The sequence below is a fragment of the Pseudomonas sp. TWR3-1-1 genome, assembly GCF_049896545.1.
Taxonomy (GTDB): Bacteria; Pseudomonadota; Gammaproteobacteria; order Pseudomonadales; family Pseudomonadaceae; genus Aquipseudomonas; species Aquipseudomonas weihenstephanensis.
In genome coordinates, this window is sequence record NZ_JAFCUO010000001.1 from 738,323 (window position 1) to 758,906 (window position 20,584).

Genomic DNA, 20,584 nt, shown 5'->3' on the forward strand with positions numbered 1-20,584 from the left:
GCTTATGCGCTCACTTTCAAACCGATCAACCCGGCAATGATCAGCGCAACGCTGGCCAGCCGGAACAGCGCCATCGATTCGCCAAACAAAATGATGCCGGCGATCACCGTGCCCACCGCACCTACACCGGTCCAGATGGCGTAAGCGGTGCCCAACGGCAGCTCTTTCATGGCCAAACCCAACAGGCCCAAGCTGACCGCCATCGCGGCAATCGTCAGTGCAGTGGGGAGAGGGCGGCTGAAGCCGTCGGTGTATTTCAGGCCTACGGCCCAGCCAACTTCAAATAGACCGGCGAAAAACAGAATAATCCAGGACATGGTTGCCTCCATCAATTGATGGGGTCGTCCCCAGAAAGTCACTCGATGAGTCGCGAGGTCGTCCTCGCAGTGCGCAGTATATTGCCCATGATTGTTCTGACAGGCAACTCTGATTTTTCATGTACGCCTTCTATTAAAGAAGGCTGCTGGCGGGCGACATTGCATCGCAGGCCAGCCTTGCCTTCTTTATAGGCGCGGGGGCTAAGGGTTATTCGATACCTTGAGGCACTTCTTCGCCACCCAGCGCTTCGAACAACTGTGGCAAGAATTCGCCGAAGGTCAGCATCATCAGGGTGAAGCTGGCATCTTGTTGGCCCAGATCGTCATCACCGCCGTTCTGCTCGGCCTCGTCTTGCAGCAGGTCTTCGAACTTCAGGCGCTTGACCACCAGTTTGTCGTCCAGCACGAACGACAGCTTGTCCTGCCAGGCCAGTGACAGTTGAGTGACGACTTTGCCGGTGCTCAGGTGCAACTGGATTTCGTCGCTGGTCAGGTCCTGACGCTTGCAACGGATGATGCCGCCGTCTTCATGGGTGTCACGCAGCTCGCATTCGTCGAGTACGAAGAAGTTATCAGCCGCTTTTTGGGTTTTGACCCATTCCGTCATGGTGGCACTTGGCGCGACTTTGACGGCCAACGGGCGAACAGGCAGCGAACCAACGACTTCGCGCAGCGTGGACAGCAAGTCTTCGGCGCGCTTTGGGCTGGAGGCGTTAACCAGAATCAAACCTTGTTTAGGCGCAATGGCGGCGAAGGTCGCCGAGCGACGAATAAAGGCGCGCGGCAAGAAGGCCTGGATGATTTCATCCTTGAGCTGGTCGCGCTCCTTCTTATAGACCTTGCGCATTTGCTCGGCTTCGATCTCATCGACCTTTTCCTTTAAGGCATCGCGCACAACGCTGCCGGGCAGGATGCGTTCTTCTTTACGGGCGGCGATCAGCAGGAAGTCCTGGCTGACATGCACCAGGGGCGCGTCTTCGCCTTTGCCGAAAGGGGCGACGAAACCGTAGGTGGCTAATTCCTGACTTGAACAGGCGCGGGCCAGTTTGGTGGCCAGTGCAGTTTCCAGCACCTGCGCATCAAAAGGCAGATCTTGGGTCAGGCGATAGATAAGCAGGTTTTTGAACCACATGGGGTGAATCACTCCTTTATACAAAGACGGCATTATTCGCTTCATGAGCTGATAGGCCAACCCTGCGCTAAGCCTTTGTCACGCATAAGAAAATTATTTTAAAAAGTGCTTGCCAGACTCAAGGTCGCTCCGTAGAATGCGCGCCACACCGAGAGTGAAAGGGTGATTAGCTCAGCTGGGAGAGCATCTGCCTTACAAGCAGAGGGTCGGCGGTTCGATCCCGTCATCACCCACCATTCGCTCACAGTGTTACGCGCAGCGGTAGTTCAGTCGGTTAGAATACCGGCCTGTCACGCCGGGGGTCGCGGGTTCGAGTCCCGTCCGCTGCGCCATATTTTTACCACAAGCCCCTTGAACGCTTGTGGTCAGGGGAAGCCCGCTGAATGCGGGCTTTTTCTTGAAAGGCTTCGAATCAGCAGTTCGCTGTTGATTCAAAGATGCAGGTCGCAGGAAACGGAAGTTTTTCTGAAGTTTTGAAAAAAACTTAATAAAAACAACCACTTACACGAAATGTGTGAGAGAATGCGCCCCGCAACGAGAGTGAAGTGAAAGGGTGATTAGCTCAGCTGGGAGAGCATCTGCCTTACAAGCAGAGGGTCGGCGGTTCGATCCCGTCATCACCCACCATTCGCTTTCAGTGTTACGCGCAGCGGTAGTTCAGTCGGTTAGAATACCGGCCTGTCACGCCGGGGGTCGCGGGTTCGAGTCCCGTCCGCTGCGCCATATTCTGAACGCAAGCCCCTTGAACGCTTGTGATCAACAAAAAGCCTGCCTTGTGCAGGCTTTTTTGTGCGCGTCTATTTTGTGGTGCGTAACCGCTTCCGCAGGCAGCGTGCGAGGGCGAAGCGTTCGTAAAAACCGCATTGGGCAGGTTGCTGCCACACGTGTTCACGCAGGCTGCTTCATCGCAAGCAGCCTGCGCCAGTTATTGCATAAACGTCATGTAGCGTTTGCGCGTGGTCTTAGAAATCCCAACGGGTGGTGACCATCACGTTGCGTGGGTCGCCGTAATACGACGAGTTGTAGAAGCCAATGTTGGTGTAGTACGACTTGTCGAATGCGTTGTTCAGATTAACGGTGGCCGACAGGTTTTCCGTGACTTGATAGCGCGCCATCAGATCCACCAGCCAATACGCCTCTTGGGAGAATTTCTCCTGGGTGGCGCCTTTGTTGTAGTTGGTCAGCACCTGCCAGCCCGTGCCCTGCCAGCGAACTCCGCCGCCCAGCGTCAATTTGTCGAGGCTGCCGGTCAGTTTGTAACGGGTATACAGGTTGATCTGGTCTTCAGGCTCCCAGGTAGAGACTTTTTTACCGCCCTGATCGCGACTGATTTTGTGGGTGTAGCCTGCTTGTAGCTGCCAGCCAGGCATTAACTCGCCAGAAATTTCTGCTTCGTAGCCTTTAGTCGTGGCTTTGATGCCTTTGTAGGCGTAATCAATGTCGGGATTAGTGGGGTGAGCGTTGTAGGCGGTGTCTGCCTCAGGCCGGTTATCCTGATGCACTTCGAAGTACGCCAGGCTTGAATTCAGACGACCGTCAAAGAACTCACCTTTAAGCCCCAGCTCATAGTTGGTGCCTTCATCCGGCTCAAGCATTTTGTTGTCGCTGTTGCGGTAGTACGACTGCGGCAAGAAGATTTCGGTGTAGCTGGCGTAGGCCGAAATATTGTCGTTGAGGTCGTAGATCAGGCCCGCATAGGGCAGCACTTTGCCGGTGTCTTTGGCCTGGCTGGTGCCGGTCAGCGTGTAGTTGGCGACGCGGGTCCCGAGCATCAGGGTCAAATCATCGGTCAGGCTAAAGCGGCCGGTGATGTAAGTGCCCGTTTGGCGTGTGGTTTCATCGTTTTTGGAGGTGACGTTACCCCAGTCGGGTTCCAGTGCGTCGCCCTTCCAGTTGTAGTAGTCATAGGCGTTGTTGATCATGACCGCGTTGGTGTAGTCCTTGCCGGTCCAGTGCGATCGGGACACCGAACCACCGATCACCAGTTGGTGCTCGCGGCCCAGCAGGCTGAAAGGGCCGGTGGCATACACGTCGCCGCTGTCACTCACGTATTCGCCGGTGTACTTGCGGGCCAGGATCTTGGCTTTGCCGGTGATTGCATCCGGGTCAAGCAGTGCCCCCAGTGGCGCGTTGTAGCCATTGATCTGGTGATTGTACTGGCCTTTGGCGACCCAGCCATTGTCGAAACTGTGCTCCAGGGTGGCGAATACGGTGCGGGTGTATTGCTCCCAACTGCTCCACTGGGTGCCGTTGTTGAAGTCGCGCGGGTTGCTGATGCGATCCCCGGCGGAGTTGAACAGCGAGGCGCTGCCTGACCAGCTTGAGCCTTTGGGGTTGTTGTCCTGATAGTCGGCGCCGAGGGTGAGCAGGGTGTCAGGCGTCAAATCGACCTCAAGAATCCCGTAATAGACCTCGCTGTCGCGTTTGTAATGGTCCATGAACGAGCGCTTGTCTTGATAGGCCGCCACGGCCCGGCCACGTACGTTGCCGCTTTCGGTCAGCGGGCCGCTGACATCGACTTCAGAGCGGTAGTTGTCCCACGACCCGGCCCCCAGATCGATATGGCCCTTGAATTCGTGGGTCGGTTTTTTGCGCACCATATTGATCGTGCCGCCAGGCCCGCCAGCGCCGGTGAGCAATCCGGTGGCGCCTTTGAGAATTTCGACGCGGTCGTAAATCGCGGTGTCGGTCAGGGTGTGGCCCGCAGAATATTGCGGGTCTTGCAGGATCGGGATGCCGTCGTACTGGAAGTTCTTGATCGCAAACCCGCGCGAATAATAGCTGGTGCGGTCGCTGTCATAGGTGGCGACGGTAATGCCGGGGGTGTGGCGCATCACGTCATCAATGGAGGTGAGGCCAAAGTCATCCATTGCCTGGCGGGTGACCACTGAAATCGATTGCGGCGTTTCGCGCGGGGTGAGCACCATGCGGGTCGCGGTGGCGATGCTGCCGGGGGTGTAAGACCCGGTGCCCTCGGTGATGGTGCCGAGCTGGTTGGCACTGACTTCGGTCGCGCCTAGCTCCATTGCACCGCTCACGGTGGGCGTCGCTTCCAGCAGATAGCCGTTCTGGCCTTTGATTACGCTGAAACCGCTGCCGCGCAGCAGGGTGTCAAAGCCCGATGCTTCGCTGTAGCTGCCGTGCAGGCCTTGGGTGGTGATGCCGTCCAGATTGTGCGACTGGAACAGGATGGCGACACCGGCAAGTTGTGCGAAGCGATTCAGTGCAGTGCCCAGTGGGCCGGCCGGGATGTCATAGGCTTGTACCGCGCTGCTGTTTTGCGCCAGCGCCGCTGTGCTGACCAGTGCGCCAGCCGCAGAAGCAACAATCAAATGGATAGCGAGCGTCAGGGGGGCGTAAGCCTTCGAGCGCAAGCGCCCTCGGGAGATTGGGGTGGTCAGCATGGTAGGCGCAGTCCTTTAGGGTCTATGTACCTACCTTGACGAGCGAGGCTCAAAAAGCGGAAGCAATGCGAATCATTATTTTTCAGGTGCGCTGTTTTTGTTGATGGAAATCAGCCAAGGCGTGAAGTGCTTGACCGTGACAGGCAAGGTTTCAACGATCAAGTTCAGTGCGCGCTCCGGGTCGTCCAGTGGTAAGACCGCCGTCACACGCAGGTCGGCCAATGCCTGGCGATCGAAGCGCATGAAGCCTGGACGATGGCGGGAAATTTCATCCAGAACCTGCGTCAGGGGCTGGTTTTCGACCACCAGTTGGTGGTGTTTCCAGGCTTGGTCAATGCTCGACGGGTCAATGGCGCCGAGCAACTCGATGGCGTCGTGCTTGATCAAGGCTTGGGAGCCTGCATTGACTTCGAGTGTTTGCTGCTCGTTTTCGCTTTGCGCCGCGACGCGCGATTCGAGCATGCTCAGCACGGTTGTGTCGCCCGTGCGCTTGACCACAAACCGGGTGCCCAGCGCACGCATGTTGCCTTGCGCGGTGAGCACGATAAACGGCCGTGCGGGGTCGTGCGCCACTTCAATCAGCACTTCGCCTTGCAGCAACTCGATACGTCGTAGTTGGGCGTCGAAATGCAGATCTACGGCGCTGGCACCGCTGAGCGTCAGGGTGGACTGGTCGGGCAGGCGCACGGTTTTCCACTCCACCGCAGCGGTGCTGATATCGGCCAGCCACACTTGCGGGTACTGACTGCGCAGTAACAGGGTGGCCGGTACGATCAGGCAGCCCGCCAGCAACAGGGCACGCAAAGTTGCCCTGCGCGGTAAGGTTTTTCGGGGTGCCGCGAAGGCCGCATTCAGTGCCGCCTTGGCAGGCGATGCTTGGGGGCGCAACGATTGCATGCGTGAAATGACCTCTTGCATGCGCGCTGCCGCCGAAGCGTGGTGGGGACTGAGGTGTTTCCAGCGTTCGAATTCCAGCCGCAGCTCATCCGAAAAACCCCCTTCATGCAGCCGAATCATCCATTCAGCCGCTTGTTCATCAATCTGTTGGCGAGAGGCAGGCATAGGGGCTCAGGTGTTCATGCTGTGGCTGCAATGCAGCAGCGCTTGAATCAGGTACTTGCGCACCGTACGGTCCGACAACCCCAGCTGGCGGCCGATATCGGCCTGGTTCAAGCCGTCCAGGTAATACAGGACGAAGGCTTGGCGAGTTTTTTCGGGCAGGCCTTCGAGAATAAATGCGATCTGCTCCAGGGCTTCCAGGGTGGCAATAATGTCTTCGGCGGATTGGTGGCCTTCCAGCGCCTCGGCGGTGAGGGCTAGCTGCGACAGGTAAGCGTTTTCAATTTTCTTGCGGCGCGCCTGGTCGATGATCAGGCGTCGGGCGGTGGTGCTCAAAAAAGCCCGGGGTTCGCGCAAGCTTGCGACTGACTCGCGGGCATTGAGAATTCGGGCGAAGGTGTCCTGCGCGACGTCGGCGGCATTTTGCGCGCAGCCCAGCTTTCGGCGCAGCCAACCCAGCAGCCAGCCGTGATGCTCACAGTAGAGGTCGGAAATCGCGGCTTGGAACGGAGGCTCACCCGAAGACATAGAACTAAGCTCAAACGCTATTGAGAATAATTGCTAATTCTGTGCTCAAGTCTTGAATAAACGCAAGGCGGGGATTTTTGATAGGGGCTGGGGCAAGCTGCGAGCGTTTGATGTGGTCATCAAAAGATCGCAGCCCGCGCGAGTCGAGCGTCAGTGTTTGGCGATCAAGTTGCCCGCGTGCAGCCCGCATTCTTTTTGCGTGGCTTCTTCCCACCACCAGCGGCCTTCGCGCTCGTGCTGGTTTGGCAACACCGGGCGGGTGCACGGTTCGCAGCCGATGCTGATAAATCCGCGCTCGTGCAAGCTGTTGTAGGGCAGCTCCAGCATGCGGATATACCCCCAGACTTCTTCGCTGCTCATTTGCGCCAGCGGGTTGAATTTGTACAGCGGGCGCTCGGGGGTTGAGAAGGCGCCGTCGATTTCCAGCGCGGCAATCTGGCTGCGCGTGCCGGGGCTTTGATCGCGACGCTGGCCGGTGGCCCACGCTTTGACCTCTGACAATTTGCGACGCAAAGGCGCGATTTTGCGCACGCCACAGCATTCGCCGTGACCGTCTTTGTAGAAGCTGAACAAGCCTTTTTCTTTGACGAACGGTTCAAGCGCGCGTTGGTCGGGTGAGATCAGCTCAATGTGAATGTTGTAGTGATCGCGCACTTGCTCAATAAAACGGTAGGTCTCAGGGTGCAGGCGACCGGTGTCGAGGCTGAAGACTTTGACGTTTTTATTGAGCTTCCAGGCCATGTCAACCAACACCACATCTTCGGCGCCACTGAACGAAATCCAGAGTTCGTCACCAAAGTGCTCAAAGGCGAGCTTGAGAATGTCCTGCGGGGATTTGCTGGCGTATGTCGCGGCGAGTTCAGCGACGTCAAACGGATGGCTCATCAGGCGGCTTCCTACAGTAAATGGCGCTGGGCGCTCTCTAGTGGCGCGATGTTAGCAAAAACCGCGTGTTACAGGGTTTGCAGCGTGTCGAGCAACACCTTCACTTTGGTGACAGATTCTTCATATTCGGCGCGCCAGTCCGAGTCCGCGACAATCCCGCCTCCGCCCCAGCAACTCACGCGCCCGTCCTTGATCAGCAGGCTGCGAATGGCGATGGAACTGTCCATTTCGCCGCGCACGTCGAGGTACAGCAATGAGCCGCAGTAGATGCTGCGCCGTGTCGGTTCCAGTTCGTCGATGATTTGCATGGCGCGAATTTTCGGTGCGCCGGTGATCGAGCCGCCGGGGAAACTGTCCCCGATCAGGTCCAGGGCATCTTTGCCTGGCGCCAGTTCGCCTGTGACGCTGCTCACCAAGTGGTGCACATTGGGGTAGCTTTCAAGGCTGAACAGCTCAGGCACACGGACCGAGCCGGTGCGGCACGTGCGCCCCAAATCGTTGCGCAGCAGGTCGACAATCATCAGGTTTTCAGCGCGATCTTTAGGGCTTGCCAGCAATTCGGCGGCGTTGGCGGCATCTTCGCCACGGTCTTTGCCCCGTGGACGGGTGCCTTTGATCGGGCGGGTTTCGACCTGATTGCGGCTCACGCGCACAAAGCGTTCGGGCGACAGGCTCACAATGGCGCCTTGCTCGGGCAGTTGCATGAAGCCTGAAAAAGGCGTCGGGCACGCTGCGCGCAGGGCGCAATAGGCGGTCCAGGCATCGCCCTCGCACTCGGCGCTGAAACGCTGGGTGTAATTGACCTGGTAGCAGTCACCGGCCTGGATGTAGTCATGAATCCGGGTCAATGCCTGCTGATACTGCTGAGCGCTGAGGTCAGGTTGCATCGGATGCTTGAGGCTGAAAGGCGCAACTGGCGCAGCGCGTAGTCGAGTGAACAGGTTGATCAGGCGTTCGCGCTCGCTCATCTCAAGGCTGGGATGGAACACCAACTGGCTGCTGGCGTGCTGATGGTCGCTGATCAATGCCCAGGCATACAGGCCAAGGCGCGCATCCGGTAACTGCAAGTCGTCGTGTGCCAGTGCGGGTAACGGTTCAAGCTTTCGCCCGAAATCGTAGCTCAGATAGCCCATCAAACCGCCTGCGAAGGGCAGCTCATGCGGTGCGGGGATTTGCGCACGGCCCAGTCGGGCCAGATGTTCCCGCAAGCGCTGCAAAAAATCGCGCCCCGATTCTTGCGGCTGCACCCACAGTTCTTCGAGCGGCCATGCGCTCATCAGGTCGTAGCGGCCGCGTTCGGCTTCGGGGCGTCCACTGTCCAGCAATACAGCGCCGGGTGCATGGCGAATCGCCGCGAAATAGTCGGCCGGGTTGGCAAGGTAAGGGAGCGGGTGAACAGAGCAGATCAACATGCGAGGCAAATCAGCCAGTGGGGCGGGGGTGGGGATTGTAATCCTGTGTGCGGCAGCAAAGCGAGTTGCGCAGCGGCTGCCGCAGGTGCTGCGGCATCACGGTTGACGTTTGCCCGGCAATCGGGCGTCGCCTGCGGCAACGCCTGTGCGGGTTTTATTCGTTGGGGTGGATATGGCCGAACAGTTCTTGCGCAAAACGCACGCGCTCCTCGGGGGTTTCCTTGATGCCTTTGGCGGCCAGCGCTTCAACGTGCGCTTCGACCGCATGGGTGCGCAGGGTTAAACCGCAGTCGTTGGCGATCTGGATGTTCAGCCCCGGACGGGCGTTCAGTTCCAGAATCAGCGGGCCTTTGTCCTGATCGAGCACCATGTCGACACCGATATACCCCAGGCCGCACAACTCGTAACAACCCGCGGCCAGCTTCATGAAACCATCCCAGTACGGCAATTGAACGCCGTCTACCGCATTGGTGGTGTCGGGGTGTTTGCTGATGATGTTGTTCAGCCAGGTGCCGCGCAGGGTCAGGCCGGTGGCGAGGTCTACGCCAACACCAATGGCGCCCTGGTGCAGGTTGGCCTTGCCGCCGGACTGGCGGGTCGGCAAGCGCAGCATCGCCATCACCGGGTAGCCCATCAGCACAATGATGCGGATGTCCGGCACGCCTTCGTAGCTGATGCTTTTGAAGATTTGATCCGGTGTCACGCGGTACTCGATCAGCGCGCGGTCGCGGTGACCGCCCAGCGAGTACAGGCCGGTGAGGATGCTGGAAATCTGATGTTCGATTTCTTCGTGGCTGATGATCTTGCCCGAGACCGTGCGAAAACGGTCTTCGAAACGGTCGGCAATCACCAAAATGCCGTCACCGCCCGCGCCTTGCGCGGGCTTGATCACGAAGTCACTGCGGCCACCGATGATGTCGTCGAGCTTGTCGATTTCTTTCTCGGTGGAGATCACGCCGTACATTTCCGGGACGTGAATCCCGGCTTTGATGGCGCGCTCTTTGGTGATGATCTTGTCATCCACAATCGGGTACAGGCTGCGTTTGTTGTACTTGAGTACGTAGTCCGCATTGCGCCGATTGATGCCCATGATGCCTCTGGCTTCCAGGGCCTTCCAGGTCTTCCAGAAGCCAAACATCAGGAGTCAGCCTTCAAGAATGCTTTGAAACGCACCAGCTCGGTCAGGCGGTAACCGCGATAACGGCCCATTGCCAGCATGAAGCCCACCAGAATCAGCAGCACCGCCGGGAAGGTGAACACGAAGTACACCAGTTCCGGGATGCTCATCACCAGATACGCCAGGGTGGCTGCGAAGAGGGTGCCGATGGCGACTTTCATCGCATGGCCGCCGCCACGTTCTTCCCAGGTGATGGACAGGCGCTCGATGGTCATGGTCAGGATCACCATCGGGAACAGGGCCACCGACAGCCCGCGCTCCAGCCCCAATTTGTGGCTGAACAGGCTGATGGCTGCGATCAGTATCACCACGAAGGTCAATACCACGGAGAGTCGCGGCAGCATTTGCAGCTTCAGGTGCTCAAGGTAGGAACGCAACATCAGCCCGAGCGCGGTTATCACCGTAAACAGGATGATGCCGAACTCCAGTTGAGTCTCGCGGAACGCCAGGGCAATCAGTACCGGGGTGAACGTGCCCAGGGTTTGCAGGCCGATCAGGTTGCGCAGCACCAGAATCACCAGCACGCCAATCGGGATCATCACCATGATCATGAACGTTTGCTGGGTTTGCAGCGGCAAGCCGTACAGCGAGTATTCGAGGAAGTTGGCGTCGGTGTTTTCGTCGGTCAGCTTGGCCAGACGGATGGCGTTCATTTCGCTGTTGTTCAGGCTGAAGGTGACGTTGGCTTTTTTGCCACCGTCGACCGAAATCATTGGCTCGTCGCCGGTCCACCACAGCAGGCGGTCAGACGGCAGGCCCTGTTCGCCGGTTTCCGGATTGAAGTACAGCCAGTCGTTGCCATTGAAGCTGCGCAGCCACAGTTCCGGGCTTTGCGGCTGGTCGGCGACCAAGCGAATGGTGTGGACTTTTTCCAGTGGTACGTGGGCAATCGACAGCAGCAGTTCGATGATTTGTGCCTTGTGCGCGGTCGACGGATCGCCGGCCAACAGCAGCTTCACGTTGTCATCGTTGGGGTTGCTCACCCGCTTGATGGTCTCGCTGATAAAGGTTTCAACGTCGGCTGAATGCTGGCGAATCGGTGCCAACAGCGCTTCGGCGGCGATTTTTTCGGGGCCTTCTACGGCAATGCTGTCGCGAAATACCGGGCCTTTGACTTTGGTTTTGTCGCCGGTGTAGCGCTTGGTCAATACCAGGCGGTAATACAGGGTTTGCTTGCCACTCACCCGCCGGGCCGACCAGGTGACCTTGCGGTTGCCATCGACCCGATTGACGCTCACCCCATAGTTATTGGAGATAAAGCTTTCATTCAGGCTGACGTAGTCGCGGTTCAGCGGCGGCACGAACATCTGGATCTTGACCGGGTCTTTGGAGCTGGCGACAAATTCGACTTTGGCGTCGATGTTCCACAGGTCGTCCGTCGCGTCTTCGGTCACAGGAATGCCGATGACGAAAATCTGATAGGCCGTAATCGAAATGCCCAGCACCACGAGGATGGTGATCAAGATTTTCAGGTGAAGGGTAAGAGCGCGCATTTCAATTACTCTGCGGTTTGAGCGTTGGCGGCGCAGGCAGGTTTGCCAGCAGCGTATTTAAGGCTTGGGTCGACCAGCGCATCAAAGCGTTTGAGCGCTTCGGAGCCGATCAACAGCGGGTATTGGAACGCACTTCGGTCGGTCAAGTTCACTTCGATGGTGCGTAAAGCTTTACCCATGCAGATTTGCAGTGAAATAACCGGGCGCGAGGTGTAGTTCTTGTCCGATTCGGGATCGTAATCACCGGAGCGGCGCTTGATCTTGCTGACCCGTGCCAGCGGACGTTCGATCGGGTGCGAGTGTGCATCATCAATGGCCAGATAAAAACGCACCCAGCTCTCACCGTCGCGCTTGAAGCGTTTTATATCACGCGCGCTGAGCGAGGCGGTTTTGGCACCGGTGTCGAGTTTGGCAGCCACTTGCAGGTTAATGCCCGACAGTTCGGCGTATTCGTTAAGGCCGTACACGGTTTTTTCGGCGCCAAGGCTCAGGCCCGGCAAGGTCAGCAGGCAAAGGCATATAAAGAAGGGGGAAAATTTCATAAATCCGGGGGCAGTCTCTTGCAATCTTCAGTTCAAGGCGACTGGCAATACAGCGCAAGTGTCCTCGTGCGGCTGCCCTATAAAGAGGGCAAGGCTGATGCGGGCGGCATTCTAACATGATGGTTTTATGACGCCAGCGCTGGCGCCGCGTTAAGCGAGGCGTGAAGCGCTCGATTAAACCCACGTCGTATTAGACGATTGTCGACAATCCATATTTATTCTTTGACGTTGAAGTCTTAAATGGCTAGTTTTGGCGCTATTGATTTCAAAGGTGTCGACAATATGCTGGATTCGCTGGAAAGTGCCGCAGTGGCTCAAGACGACTCGGAGACCTTGTCCGAGAACGTCTTCAGGCGTATTCAGGCCGCTATCGTCAAAGGCGATATTGCCCCCGGCAGCAAGATTTCCGAGCCGGAACTGGCCCGCACTTACGGCATCAGCCGCGGGCCGCTGCGTGAAGCCCTGCACCGTCTTGAAGGTCAGCGCCTGTTGGTGCGGGTGCCGCATGTAGGCGCTCGCGTCGTGTCCTTGAGCCATGCCGAGCTGATTGAACTCTACGAAATTCGCGAGTCCCTCGAAGGTATGGCCTGTCGTTTGGCCGCCGAGCGCATGAGTGATGAAGACATTGGCGAGTTGCGCCGGGTACTGGAAACCCATGAGCGCGACGCGGCCTTCCAGGCGGGCGTTGGGTATTACCAGCAAGAAGGCGACTTCGATTTTCATTACAAGATTATTCAAGGCAGCGGCAATCGGACCCTGACGCAGATGCTGTGCGGTGAGCTGTATCAATTGGTGCGTATGTACCGCATCCAGTTTTCCTCCACGCCCAATCGTCCCCGTCAGGCGTTCGCCGAGCACCACCGGATTCTAGATGCCATTGCCGACCGCGACGGCGAACTGGCCGAGTTATTGATGCGCCGCCACATTGGTGTATCCAAACGCAACATTGCGCGTCACTACCAAGACAGCGCCCAGCAGACAGCCACTCCACGAGGTGAGTCATGAGCAATAAAAACAGTCCAGGCCAACGTTTCCGTGATGCGGTCGCCAGTGAGCATCCGCTGCAAGTCGTCGGCGCCATTAACGCTAACCATGCATTGCTGGCCAAACGTGCCGGGTTCAAGGCTATCTACCTGTCGGGTGGCGGTGTGGCAGCGGGTTCGCTGGGCGTGCCGGACCTGGGCATTACCGGTCTGGATGACGTGTTGACCGATGTGCGGCGCATCACCGACGTCTGTGACCTGCCGCTGCTGGTGGACGTGGATACCGGCTTCGGCTCCTCGTTTTTCAACGTGTCGCGCACCGTCAAGTCGATGATCAAGTTTGGCGCAGCGGCGATTCACATTGAGGACCAAGTGGGCGCCAAGCGTTGCGGCCATCGCCCGAACAAAGAAATCGTCTCGCAGCAAGAAATGGTCGACCGCATCAAGGCCGCCGTCGATGCCCGAACCGATGACAGTTTTGTGATCATGGCGCGCACCGACGCACTGGCGGTAGAAGGGCTGGAATCGGCCCTTGAACGTGCAGCAGCCTGTGTTGAGGCGGGCGCGGACATGGTGTTCCCCGAAGCCATTACCGAACTTGAGATGTACAAACTGTTCGCCGAACGCGTCAAGGCGCCGATTCTGGCCAACATCACCGAGTTTGGCGCCACGCCGCTGTACACCGTTGATCAACTGCGTGAAGTCGACGTGTCGCTGGTGCTGTACCCGCTGTCGGCGTTCCGTGCGATGAACAAGGCTGCCGAAAACGTGTACGGCGCGATTCGCCGCGACGGCACTCAACAGAACGTGATCGACACCATGCAAACCCGCATGGAGCTGTACGACGCCATCGACTACCACGCGTTTGAACAAAAGCTCGATGCGCTGTTTGCCAGCAAAAAGTAACAGCGCATTAAACCGTTCTTGCCCAATCCCTAACAAATTCAAAAATTGGAGAAGCGCAATGGCCGAAGCAAAAGTATTGAGTGGTGCCGGACTCCGTGGCCAGGTGGCCGGTCAGACGGCGTTGTCGACCGTAGGCCAGGAAGGTGCCGGACTCACTTATCGCGGTTATGACGTACGTGAATTGGCCGCCCAAGCCCGCTTTGAAGAAGTGGCTTACCTGTTGTTATACGGCGAACTGCCGACCCAGGCTGAGCTGGACGCCTACACCGGTAAGCTAAAAAACCTGCGCGACCTGCCGCAAGCCTTGAAAGAGGTGCTGGAACGCATCCCTGCCGACGCCCACCCGATGGACGTGATGCGCACCGGTTGCTCGTTTTTGGGCAATCTTGAGCCGGAAAAAGACTTCACTCAGCAGCGGGACAAGACTGACCGTCTGCTGGCCGCTTTCCCGGCGATCATGTGCTACTGGTATCGCTTCAGCCATGACGGCGTGCGCATTCACTGCGTGAGTGATGAAACGTCAATTGGCGGCCACTTTTTGCACCTGCTGCACGACAAAAAACCGAGTGACTTGCACGTCAAAGTGATGAACGTGTCGCTGATTCTGTACGCCGAGCACGAATTCAACGCCTCGACGTTCACCGCCCGGGTCTGTGCCTCGACATTGTCCGACCTGTATTCGTGCATCACCGCCGCCATCGGTTCGCTGCGCGGTCCATTGCACGGCGGCGCCAATGAAGCGGCCATGGAAATGATCGAGCGCTTCAGCTCTGCGCAGGAGGCCATTCAGGGCACGCTCGGCATGCTCGAACGCAAAGACAAAATCATGGGCTTTGGCCACGCGATCTACAAAGACAGCGACCCGCGCAATGAGGTGATCAAGGGTTGGTCGAAAAAGCTCGCGGACGAAGTGGGCGACACGGTGTTGTTCGCGGTCTCCGAGGCCATCGACAACACCATGTGGGAGCAAAAGAAGCTGTTCCCCAACGCCGATTTCTACCATGCCTCGGCGTACCACTTCATGGGCATCCCGACCCCGCTGTTTACCCCCATCTTTGTCTGCTCACGCCTGACCGGCTGGGCGGCGCATGTGTTCGAACAGCGTGCCAACAACCGCATCATTCGTCCAAGCGCCGAGTACATCGGCGTCGAACAGCGCAAGTTCGTGCCAATCGAGCGTCGCTGAACAGCAGGGCTGGCGCCCCCGCCCCGGCGGTGCGCCAGCCCTCAGACCTACCCGTGATCGAGTCCCGCGCCAATGAATACTGAATTTCGCAAAACACTTCCGGGCACCCGGCTGGATTATTTCGACACTCGCGCAGCGGTCGATGCGATCAAGCCCGGCGCTTATGACACGCTGCCTTACACCTCGCGCGTGTTGGCCGAAAACCTGGTCCGTCGCTGCGATCCGGCAACCCTCAATGCCTCGCTGAGCCAGTTGATCGAACGCAAGCGCGACCTGGATTTCCCGTGGTTCCCGGCCCGTGTGGTCTGCCACGACATCCTGGGCCAGACCGCTCTGGTTGACCTTGCCGGCCTGCGTGACGCCATTGCCCTGCAAGGCGGCGACCCGGCGCAAGTCAACCCGGTGGTGCCCACGCAACTGATCGTTGACCACTCGTTGGCGGTGGAGTGTGGCGGTTATGACCCCGAAGCGTTCGAGAAGAACCGCGCCATCGAAGACCGGCGTAACGAAGATCGTTTCCATTTCATCGAGTGGACCAAAAAAGCCTTCAAAAACGTCGATGTGATCCCGCCGGGCAACGGCATCATGCACCAGATCAACCTGGAGAAAATGTCCCCGGTGATTCAGGTGCGTGACGGCGTGGCCTTCCCGGACACTTGCGTCGGCACCGACAGCCACACCCCCCACGTCGACTCGCTGGGCGTCATCGCCATTGGCGTTGGCGGGCTGGAAGCCGAAAGCGTGATGCTGGGCCGTGCGTCATGGATGCGCTTGCCTGAAATCGTCGGCGTGGAACTGACCGGCAAGCTGCAACCGGGCATTACGGCCACTGACATGGTGTTGGCTCTGACCGAGTTCCTGCGCAAACAAAAAGTGGTCGGTGCCTGGCTGGAATTCTTCGGCGAGGGTGCCTCTGCGCTGACCCTGGGCGACCGCGCGACCATTTCCAACATGGCCCCGGAATACGGTGCTACGGCGGCCATGTTCTACATTGACCAGCAAACCATTGACTACCTCAAGCTGACCGGTCGCGATGACCAGCAAGTGCAGTTGGTTGAGCATTACGCCAAGGTCACAGGCTTGTGGGGCGAGAGCCTTAAAGACGCGCAATACGAGCGCGGCCTGAGTTTTGACTTGTCGTCTGTGGTGCGCAACATGGCCGGCCCGAGCAACCCGCACGCGCGCGTGGCCACCACCGAGCTTACGGCCAAGGGCATTGCCGGTCAGTGGGACGACGTACCGGGGCAAATGCCTGATGGCGCGGTGATTATTGCGGCCATCACCAGTTGCACCAACACCAGCAACCCGCGCAACGTAATCGCGGCGGGCTTGATGGCGCGCAACGCGAATAAACTCGGCCTGACCCGTAAACCGTGGGTCAAAACCTCGCTGGCGCCGGGGTCCAAGACCGTGGCGTTGTACCTCGATGAAGCGGGGCTGACCAGCGAGCTGGAGCAATTGGGTTTTGGCGTGGTGGCCTTCGCGTGCACCACCTGTAACGGCATGTCGGGAGCGCTGGACCCCGCCATCCAACAGGAAATCATCGACCGCGACCTGTACGCCACCGCCGTGTTGTCGGGTAACCGCAACTTCGACGGACGTATTCATCCTTACGCCAAACAAGCGTTTTTAGCCTCACCACCGTTGGTGGTGGCCTACGCGATTGCGGGCACGATCCGATTCGACATCGAAAAAGACGTGCTGGGCCTGGACGCCCAGGGCAATCAGATTCGCCTGAAAGACATCTGGCCGAGCGACGAAGAAATCGACGCCGTGGTCAAGGCCGCAGTGAAGCCTGAGCAGTTCCGCCAGGTCTATATTCCGATGTTCGCCATTCACGAAGACACCGGGCCTAAAGTGGCGCCGCTGTATGACTGGCGTCCGCAAAGTACTTACATCCGTCGCCCGCCGTACTGGGAAGGGGCGTTGGCCGGGGCGCGGCCGCTCAAAGGCATGCGCCCGCTGGCGGTGCTGCCGGACAACATCACCACTGACCACTTGTCGCCTTCCAACGCGATCATGCTCGACAGCGCCGCCGGTGAATACCTGGCGAAAATGGGCTTGCCGGAAGTCGACTTCAACTCGTACGCCACCCACCGTGGCGACCACTTGACTGCCCAGCGCGCCACGTTCGCCAACCCGAAACTGTTCAACGAAATGGTGATCGAGGACGGTAAGGTCAAACAGGGTTCGTTGACCCGGCTGGAGCCTGAAGGTCGTGTGATGCGCATGTGGGAAGCGATCGAAACCTACATGGAGCGCAAGCAACCGCTGATCATCATTGCGGGCGCCGATTATGGTCAGGGATCGTCCCGTGACTGGGCGGCCAAAGGCGTGCGTCTGGCGGGTGTCGAAGCCATTGCGGCCGAAGGCTTTGAGCGCATTCACCGCACCAACCTGGTGGGCATGGGGGTGTTGCCGCTGGAATTTATGCCGGGCACCAATCGTAAAACCTTACAAATCGACGGCAGTGAAACCTACGACGTGATCGGCGAGCGCACCCCGCGTGCCACGCTGATGCTGGTGATCACGCGCAAAAACGGCGAGCGCGTGGAGGTGCCGGTGACCTGCCGTCTGGACACCGCCGAAGAAGTTTCGATCTATGAAGCGGGTGGCGTGTTGCAACGTTTTGCCCAGGACTTCCTGGAATCAGCGTCGGTTTAATCACATACCTCTGTAGGCGCCAGCGCCTACAGAGGTCACTTCACAGGACTCTGTTCTATGGCCTACGCAGCGCAAATAAAAATCCCCGCCACTTATATGCGTGGCGGCACCAGCAAGGGTGTGTTTTTCAACCTGCTTGATCTGCCAGCGGTGGCGCAGGTGCCGGGGGCTGCGCGTGACGCGTTGCTGTTAAGGGTCATTGGCAGCCCCGACCCTTACGAAAAACAAATCGACGGCATGGGCGCTGCGACGTCCAGCACCAGCAAAACAGTGATCGTGAGCAAAAGCCTGCGTGCCGACCACGACGTTGATTATCTGTTTGGCCAGGTCTCCATCGACAAACCGTTTGTGGACTGGAGCGGCAACTGCGGCAACCTGTCGGCGGCGGTGGGTTCGTTTGCCATCAGCAGTGGTTTGGTCGACCCGGCACGCCTGCCCCAGAACGGCACTGCCGTGGTGCGCATCTGGCAAGCCAATATCGGTAAAACCATCATCGCCCATGTACCGATGACCGACGGTGCGGTGCAGGAAACTGGCGACTTTGAGCTTGACGGTGTGACGTTTCCAGCGGCCGAAGTGCAGTTGGAGTTCCTCAACCCGGCAGCGGATGAAGAGGGCGGGGGCGGCTCGATGTTCCCGACCGGCAACCTGGTCGACGCGCTAGAAGTGCCGGGTGTGGGCACGCTGAATGTGACCATGATCAATGCGGGCATTCCGACGATTTTCGTCAATGCGCGTGATGTGGGTTACACCGGCGCGGAGCTGCAAAACGACATCAACAGCGACCCGAAAGCATTGGCGCTGTTCGAAACCATTCGGGCACACGGTGCGTTGCGCATGGGTTTGATTGCTCAGTTGGGCGACGCTGCCAAGCGTCAGCACACCCCTAAAGTGGCCTTTGTTGCAGGCCCGACAGAGTACGTGTCGTCTAGCGGCAAGGTGGTCAAGGCGCAAGACGTGGATTTGCTGGTGCGGGCCTTGTCGATGGGCAAACTGCACCACGCGATGATGGGCACGGCAGCGGTTGCGATTGGCACGGCGGCCGCGATACCGGGCACGTTGGTCAACCTGGCGGCCGGTGGCGAGTTGCGCAGCGCAGTGCGCTTTGGCCATCCGTCCGGGACTTTGCGCGTGGGTGCTGAAGCGCAGCAGGTTGACGGTGAGTGGACTGTCACTAAAGCCATCATGAGCCGCAGTGCGCGGGTGTTGATGGAAGGCTGGGTGCGGGTGCCCGGCGATTGCTTTTAATCGAGTGGACCTTTGGCCTTCACCCCGACCTCTGCCATAGGGAGAGGTCGGGGCGAAGGCGCAGGTTGAAACGACACAATTGAACGGGCATTCCAGACCCGCACGATCACGATGAACCTGAGGATGGAACACGACACTTACTCATTTTTGGAGAAACCCTATGAGCGCCAACGTCGACGCCAACAACCGCCCCGACTACGATCAGGTTTTGCAGGACATTGCCGATTACGTCCTCAATTACCGCATCACCTCGCCACAAGCCCTCGACACCGCCCGTAACTGCCTGATGGACACGTTGGGCTGCGGCTTGCTGGCGCTGCGATTCCCAGAATGCACCAAGCACCTGGGGCCCATCGTGGAGGGCACCCTTGTGCCGTTTGGTGCCCGAGTGCCCGGCACCTCCTTTCGCCTCGACCCGGTCAAGGCCGCCTGGGACATTGGCTGTATCGTGCGCTGGCTGGATTACAACGACACCTGGCTGGCGGCTGAATGGGGGCATCCTTCGGACAATCTGGGCGGTATTTTGGCCGTGGCCGACCACCTGTCGCAAAAGCGCGTAGCCAATGGCGAGGCGCCGCTGACGGTGCGCGCCGTACTTGATGCAATGATCATGGCCCATGAGATTCAGGGCGTTATTGCATTGGAAAACTCCTTCAATCGTGTCGGTCTGGATCATGTGCTGCTGGTGAAAGTGGCCTCGACGGCGGTCTGCGCCAAACTGATGGGGGCCAACCGTGAACAGTTGTTGTCGGCGCTGTCCCATGCCTTTGTCGACGGCCAGGCGCTGCGCACGTATCGCCATGCACCGAACGCAGGGTCGCGCAAGTCTTGGGCGGCGGGCGATGCGTCCAGTCGTGGCGTGCGCTTGGCGGACATTGCGCTGCGCGGTGAAATGGGTATTCCGGGTGTGCTGACGGCGCCGCAATGGGGTTTTTATGAGGTGCTGTTCAGTCATACCAACAAGGATCTGGCACTCAAGCCCGAAGGGCAGCGCGCGTTCAAGCTGTCACAGCCTTACGGCACGTACGTGATGGAAAACGTGCTGTTCAAGATCAGCTTCCCGGCAGAGTTTCATGCGCAAACGGCCTGTGAAGCGGCAGTGACCTTGCATCCGCAGGTCAGAGATCGTCTGCACGAAATCGAGAAAATTGTCATCACCACCCACGAATCGGCGATTCGGATCATTTCCAAGCAAGGCCCATTAGCCAACGCCGCCGATCGCGATCACTGCCTTCAATACATGACCGCCGTGCCGTTGGCGTTTGGCAATCTGGTGGCCGAGCAGTACGAGGATGACTTCCATGCCGCGCATCCGATCATTGATGAGCTGCGCGAAAAAATGGTGATTGTTGAAGACCCACGCTACACCCGTGAATACCTGGAGGCGGATAAACGCTCCATTGCCAATGCCATTCAGGTGTTTTTCAACGATGGTACGAGCACTCAGCAAGTGGTGGTGCAATACCCGATTGGCCATCGTCGTCGCCGTGCCGAAGGCATTGCGCTGCTGGAAGAAAAGTTCAAGGCCAATCTGGTCACGCGCTTTGCAAGGCAGCGTTGTGAGGAGATTTTTGCCCTTTGCAAGGATCAGGCTGCACTTGAAGCGACCCCGGTAAACCGGTTCGTGGATTTACTGGTGATCTAACAC

16 protein-coding genes and 4 tRNA genes are annotated in these 20,584 nt (G+C 58.5%); 10 read left to right on the forward strand and 10 right to left on the reverse strand.

The annotated features are described in order from the left end of the window. Positions 1-2: 2 nt before the first annotated feature. On the reverse strand, positions 3-317 hold the full coding sequence (gene sugE / locus ACP7A4_RS03530) for a quaternary ammonium compound efflux SMR transporter SugE (RefSeq protein WP_048400936.1): 315 nt from the start codon (positions 315-317) through the stop codon (positions 3-5). A gap of 208 nt (positions 318-525) precedes the next feature. Then, a complete protein-coding gene (rdgC, locus tag ACP7A4_RS03535; protein ID WP_426245553.1) occupies positions 526-1,449 on the reverse strand; it encodes a recombination-associated protein RdgC in 924 nt (307 codons plus the stop codon). Positions 1,450-1,609: 160 nt separating this feature from the next. On the opposite strand from rdgC, the gene ACP7A4_RS03540 reads away from it, so the two are divergent. The 4 genes from ACP7A4_RS03540 (at position 1,610) to ACP7A4_RS03555 (ending at position 2,172) form a co-directional block, all read left to right on the forward strand. Next, a tRNA-Val gene (locus ACP7A4_RS03540) sits at positions 1,610-1,685 on the forward strand. 19 nt (positions 1,686-1,704) lie between these two features. Beyond that, positions 1,705-1,781: transfer RNA gene (locus tag ACP7A4_RS03545), tRNA-Asp, on the forward strand. Between the two features lie 219 nt (positions 1,782-2,000). Continuing rightward, positions 2,001-2,076 (forward strand) — tRNA-Val (locus tag ACP7A4_RS03550). 19 nt (positions 2,077-2,095) lie between these two features. Beyond that, positions 2,096-2,172: transfer RNA gene (locus ACP7A4_RS03555), tRNA-Asp, on the forward strand. Between the two features lie 239 nt (positions 2,173-2,411). Here the strand turns inward: ACP7A4_RS03555 and ACP7A4_RS03560 are convergent. The 8 genes from ACP7A4_RS03560 to ACP7A4_RS03595 all read right to left on the reverse strand — a co-directional run bounded on the left by ACP7A4_RS03560 (position 2,412) and on the right by ACP7A4_RS03595 (position 11,949). Next, entirely contained in the window at positions 2,412-4,853 is a 2,442-nt protein-coding gene (locus ACP7A4_RS03560; protein WP_426245555.1) for a TonB-dependent siderophore receptor, read from the reverse strand. 75 nt (positions 4,854-4,928) lie between these two features. Then, complete coding sequence (locus ACP7A4_RS03565; protein WP_426245557.1) at positions 4,929-5,915, reverse strand: FecR family protein; 987 nt, start codon at positions 5,913-5,915, stop codon at positions 4,929-4,931. 6 nt (positions 5,916-5,921) lie between these two features. Continuing rightward, positions 5,922-6,440 carry a sigma-70 family RNA polymerase sigma factor gene (locus ACP7A4_RS03570; protein ID WP_059761583.1) on the reverse strand — a complete coding sequence of 173 codons (519 nt, stop codon included), beginning with the start codon at positions 6,438-6,440 and terminating at the stop codon, positions 5,922-5,924. A 150-nt stretch (positions 6,441-6,590) separates the two neighbouring features. Continuing rightward, positions 6,591-7,325, reverse strand: coding sequence for a phosphoadenylyl-sulfate reductase (locus tag ACP7A4_RS03575; RefSeq protein WP_426245559.1), 735 nt, complete (start codon positions 7,323-7,325; stop codon positions 6,591-6,593). Positions 7,326-7,393: 68 nt separating this feature from the next. Further along, positions 7,394-8,737, reverse strand: coding sequence for an aminodeoxychorismate synthase component I (gene pabB, locus ACP7A4_RS03580; protein WP_059761582.1), 1,344 nt, complete (start codon positions 8,735-8,737; stop codon positions 7,394-7,396). Positions 8,738-8,891: 154 nt separating this feature from the next. Then, positions 8,892-9,875 (reverse strand): alpha-L-glutamate ligase-like protein, encoded by a 984-nt coding sequence (locus ACP7A4_RS03585; protein ID WP_059761581.1) that lies wholly within the window; start codon positions 9,873-9,875, stop codon positions 8,892-8,894. Beyond that, positions 9,875-11,407 (reverse strand): inactive transglutaminase family protein, encoded by a 1,533-nt coding sequence (locus tag ACP7A4_RS03590; protein ID WP_059761580.1) that lies wholly within the window; start codon positions 11,405-11,407, stop codon positions 9,875-9,877. Before ACP7A4_RS03590 ends, ACP7A4_RS03585 begins: the two co-directional genes overlap by 1 nt. A 5-nt stretch (positions 11,408-11,412) precedes the next feature. Beyond that, positions 11,413-11,949 carry an ATP-dependent zinc protease family protein gene (locus ACP7A4_RS03595; RefSeq protein WP_048362895.1) on the reverse strand — a complete coding sequence of 179 codons (537 nt, stop codon included), beginning with the start codon at positions 11,947-11,949 and terminating at the stop codon, positions 11,413-11,415. A gap of 282 nt (positions 11,950-12,231) precedes the next feature. Here ACP7A4_RS03595 and ACP7A4_RS03600 point away from each other — a divergent pair, with 282 nt between their 5' ends. The 6 genes from ACP7A4_RS03600 to prpD all read left to right on the forward strand — a co-directional run bounded on the left by ACP7A4_RS03600 (position 12,232) and on the right by prpD (position 20,581). Then, positions 12,232-12,954 (forward strand): GntR family transcriptional regulator, encoded by a 723-nt coding sequence (locus ACP7A4_RS03600; protein ID WP_426245889.1) that lies wholly within the window; start codon positions 12,232-12,234, stop codon positions 12,952-12,954. Beyond that, positions 12,951-13,838: a methylisocitrate lyase gene (prpB, locus tag ACP7A4_RS03605; RefSeq protein WP_059761579.1), complete on the forward strand. Its 888-nt coding sequence runs from the start codon at positions 12,951-12,953 to the stop codon at positions 13,836-13,838. The genes ACP7A4_RS03600 and prpB overlap by 4 nt, the downstream gene beginning before the upstream one ends. Before the next feature lie 58 nt (positions 13,839-13,896). Further along, entirely contained in the window at positions 13,897-15,024 is a 1,128-nt protein-coding gene (gene prpC, locus ACP7A4_RS03610; RefSeq protein ID WP_059761578.1) for a bifunctional 2-methylcitrate synthase/citrate synthase, read from the forward strand. 72 nt (positions 15,025-15,096) lie between these two features. Then, positions 15,097-17,688 carry a Fe/S-dependent 2-methylisocitrate dehydratase AcnD gene (gene acnD, locus ACP7A4_RS03615; protein WP_426245563.1) on the forward strand — a complete coding sequence of 864 codons (2,592 nt, stop codon included), beginning with the start codon at positions 15,097-15,099 and terminating at the stop codon, positions 17,686-17,688. Positions 17,689-17,745: 57 nt separating this feature from the next. Continuing rightward, positions 17,746-18,936, forward strand: coding sequence for a 2-methylaconitate cis-trans isomerase PrpF (prpF, locus tag ACP7A4_RS03620; protein ID WP_426245565.1), 1,191 nt, complete (start codon positions 17,746-17,748; stop codon positions 18,934-18,936). Positions 18,937-19,096: 160 nt separating this feature from the next. Further along, positions 19,097-20,581 carry a 2-methylcitrate dehydratase gene (prpD, locus tag ACP7A4_RS03625; protein ID WP_426245567.1) on the forward strand — a complete coding sequence of 495 codons (1,485 nt, stop codon included), beginning with the start codon at positions 19,097-19,099 and terminating at the stop codon, positions 20,579-20,581. Positions 20,582-20,584: the final 3 nt, after the last annotated feature.

Excerpts from the sequence above, each read along its gene's own strand:
- sugE (WP_048400936.1), bottom strand. The coding sequence starts at position 317 with ATGTCCTGGATTATTCTGTTTTTCGCCGGTCTATTTGAAGTTGGCTGG.
- rdgC (WP_426245553.1), bottom strand. The coding sequence starts at position 1,449 with ATGTGGTTCAAAAACCTGCTTATCTATCGCCTGACCCAAGATCTGCCT.
- ACP7A4_RS03560 (WP_426245555.1), bottom strand. The coding sequence starts at position 4,853 with ATGCTGACCACCCCAATCTCCCGAGGGCGCTTGCGCTCGAAGGCTTAC.
- ACP7A4_RS03565 (WP_426245557.1), bottom strand. The coding sequence starts at position 5,915 with ATGCCTGCCTCTCGCCAACAGATTGATGAACAAGCGGCTGAATGGATG.
- ACP7A4_RS03570 (WP_059761583.1), bottom strand. The coding sequence starts at position 6,440 with ATGTCTTCGGGTGAGCCTCCGTTCCAAGCCGCGATTTCCGACCTCTAC.
- ACP7A4_RS03575 (WP_426245559.1), bottom strand. The coding sequence starts at position 7,325 with ATGAGCCATCCGTTTGACGTCGCTGAACTCGCCGCGACATACGCCAGC.
- pabB (WP_059761582.1), bottom strand. The coding sequence starts at position 8,737 with ATGTTGATCTGCTCTGTTCACCCGCTCCCTTACCTTGCCAACCCGGCC.
- ACP7A4_RS03585 (WP_059761581.1), bottom strand. The coding sequence starts at position 9,875 with ATGTTTGGCTTCTGGAAGACCTGGAAGGCCCTGGAAGCCAGAGGCATC.
- ACP7A4_RS03590 (WP_059761580.1), bottom strand. The coding sequence starts at position 11,407 with ATGCGCGCTCTTACCCTTCACCTGAAAATCTTGATCACCATCCTCGTG.
- ACP7A4_RS03595 (WP_048362895.1), bottom strand. The coding sequence starts at position 11,949 with ATGAAATTTTCCCCCTTCTTTATATGCCTTTGCCTGCTGACCTTGCCG.
- ACP7A4_RS03600 (WP_426245889.1), top strand. The coding sequence starts at position 12,232 with ATGCTGGATTCGCTGGAAAGTGCCGCAGTGGCTCAAGACGACTCGGAG.
- prpB (WP_059761579.1), top strand. The coding sequence starts at position 12,951 with ATGAGCAATAAAAACAGTCCAGGCCAACGTTTCCGTGATGCGGTCGCC.
- prpC (WP_059761578.1), top strand. The coding sequence starts at position 13,897 with ATGGCCGAAGCAAAAGTATTGAGTGGTGCCGGACTCCGTGGCCAGGTG.
- acnD (WP_426245563.1), top strand. The coding sequence starts at position 15,097 with ATGAATACTGAATTTCGCAAAACACTTCCGGGCACCCGGCTGGATTAT.
- prpF (WP_426245565.1), top strand. The coding sequence starts at position 17,746 with ATGGCCTACGCAGCGCAAATAAAAATCCCCGCCACTTATATGCGTGGC.
- prpD (WP_426245567.1), top strand. The coding sequence starts at position 19,097 with ATGAGCGCCAACGTCGACGCCAACAACCGCCCCGACTACGATCAGGTT.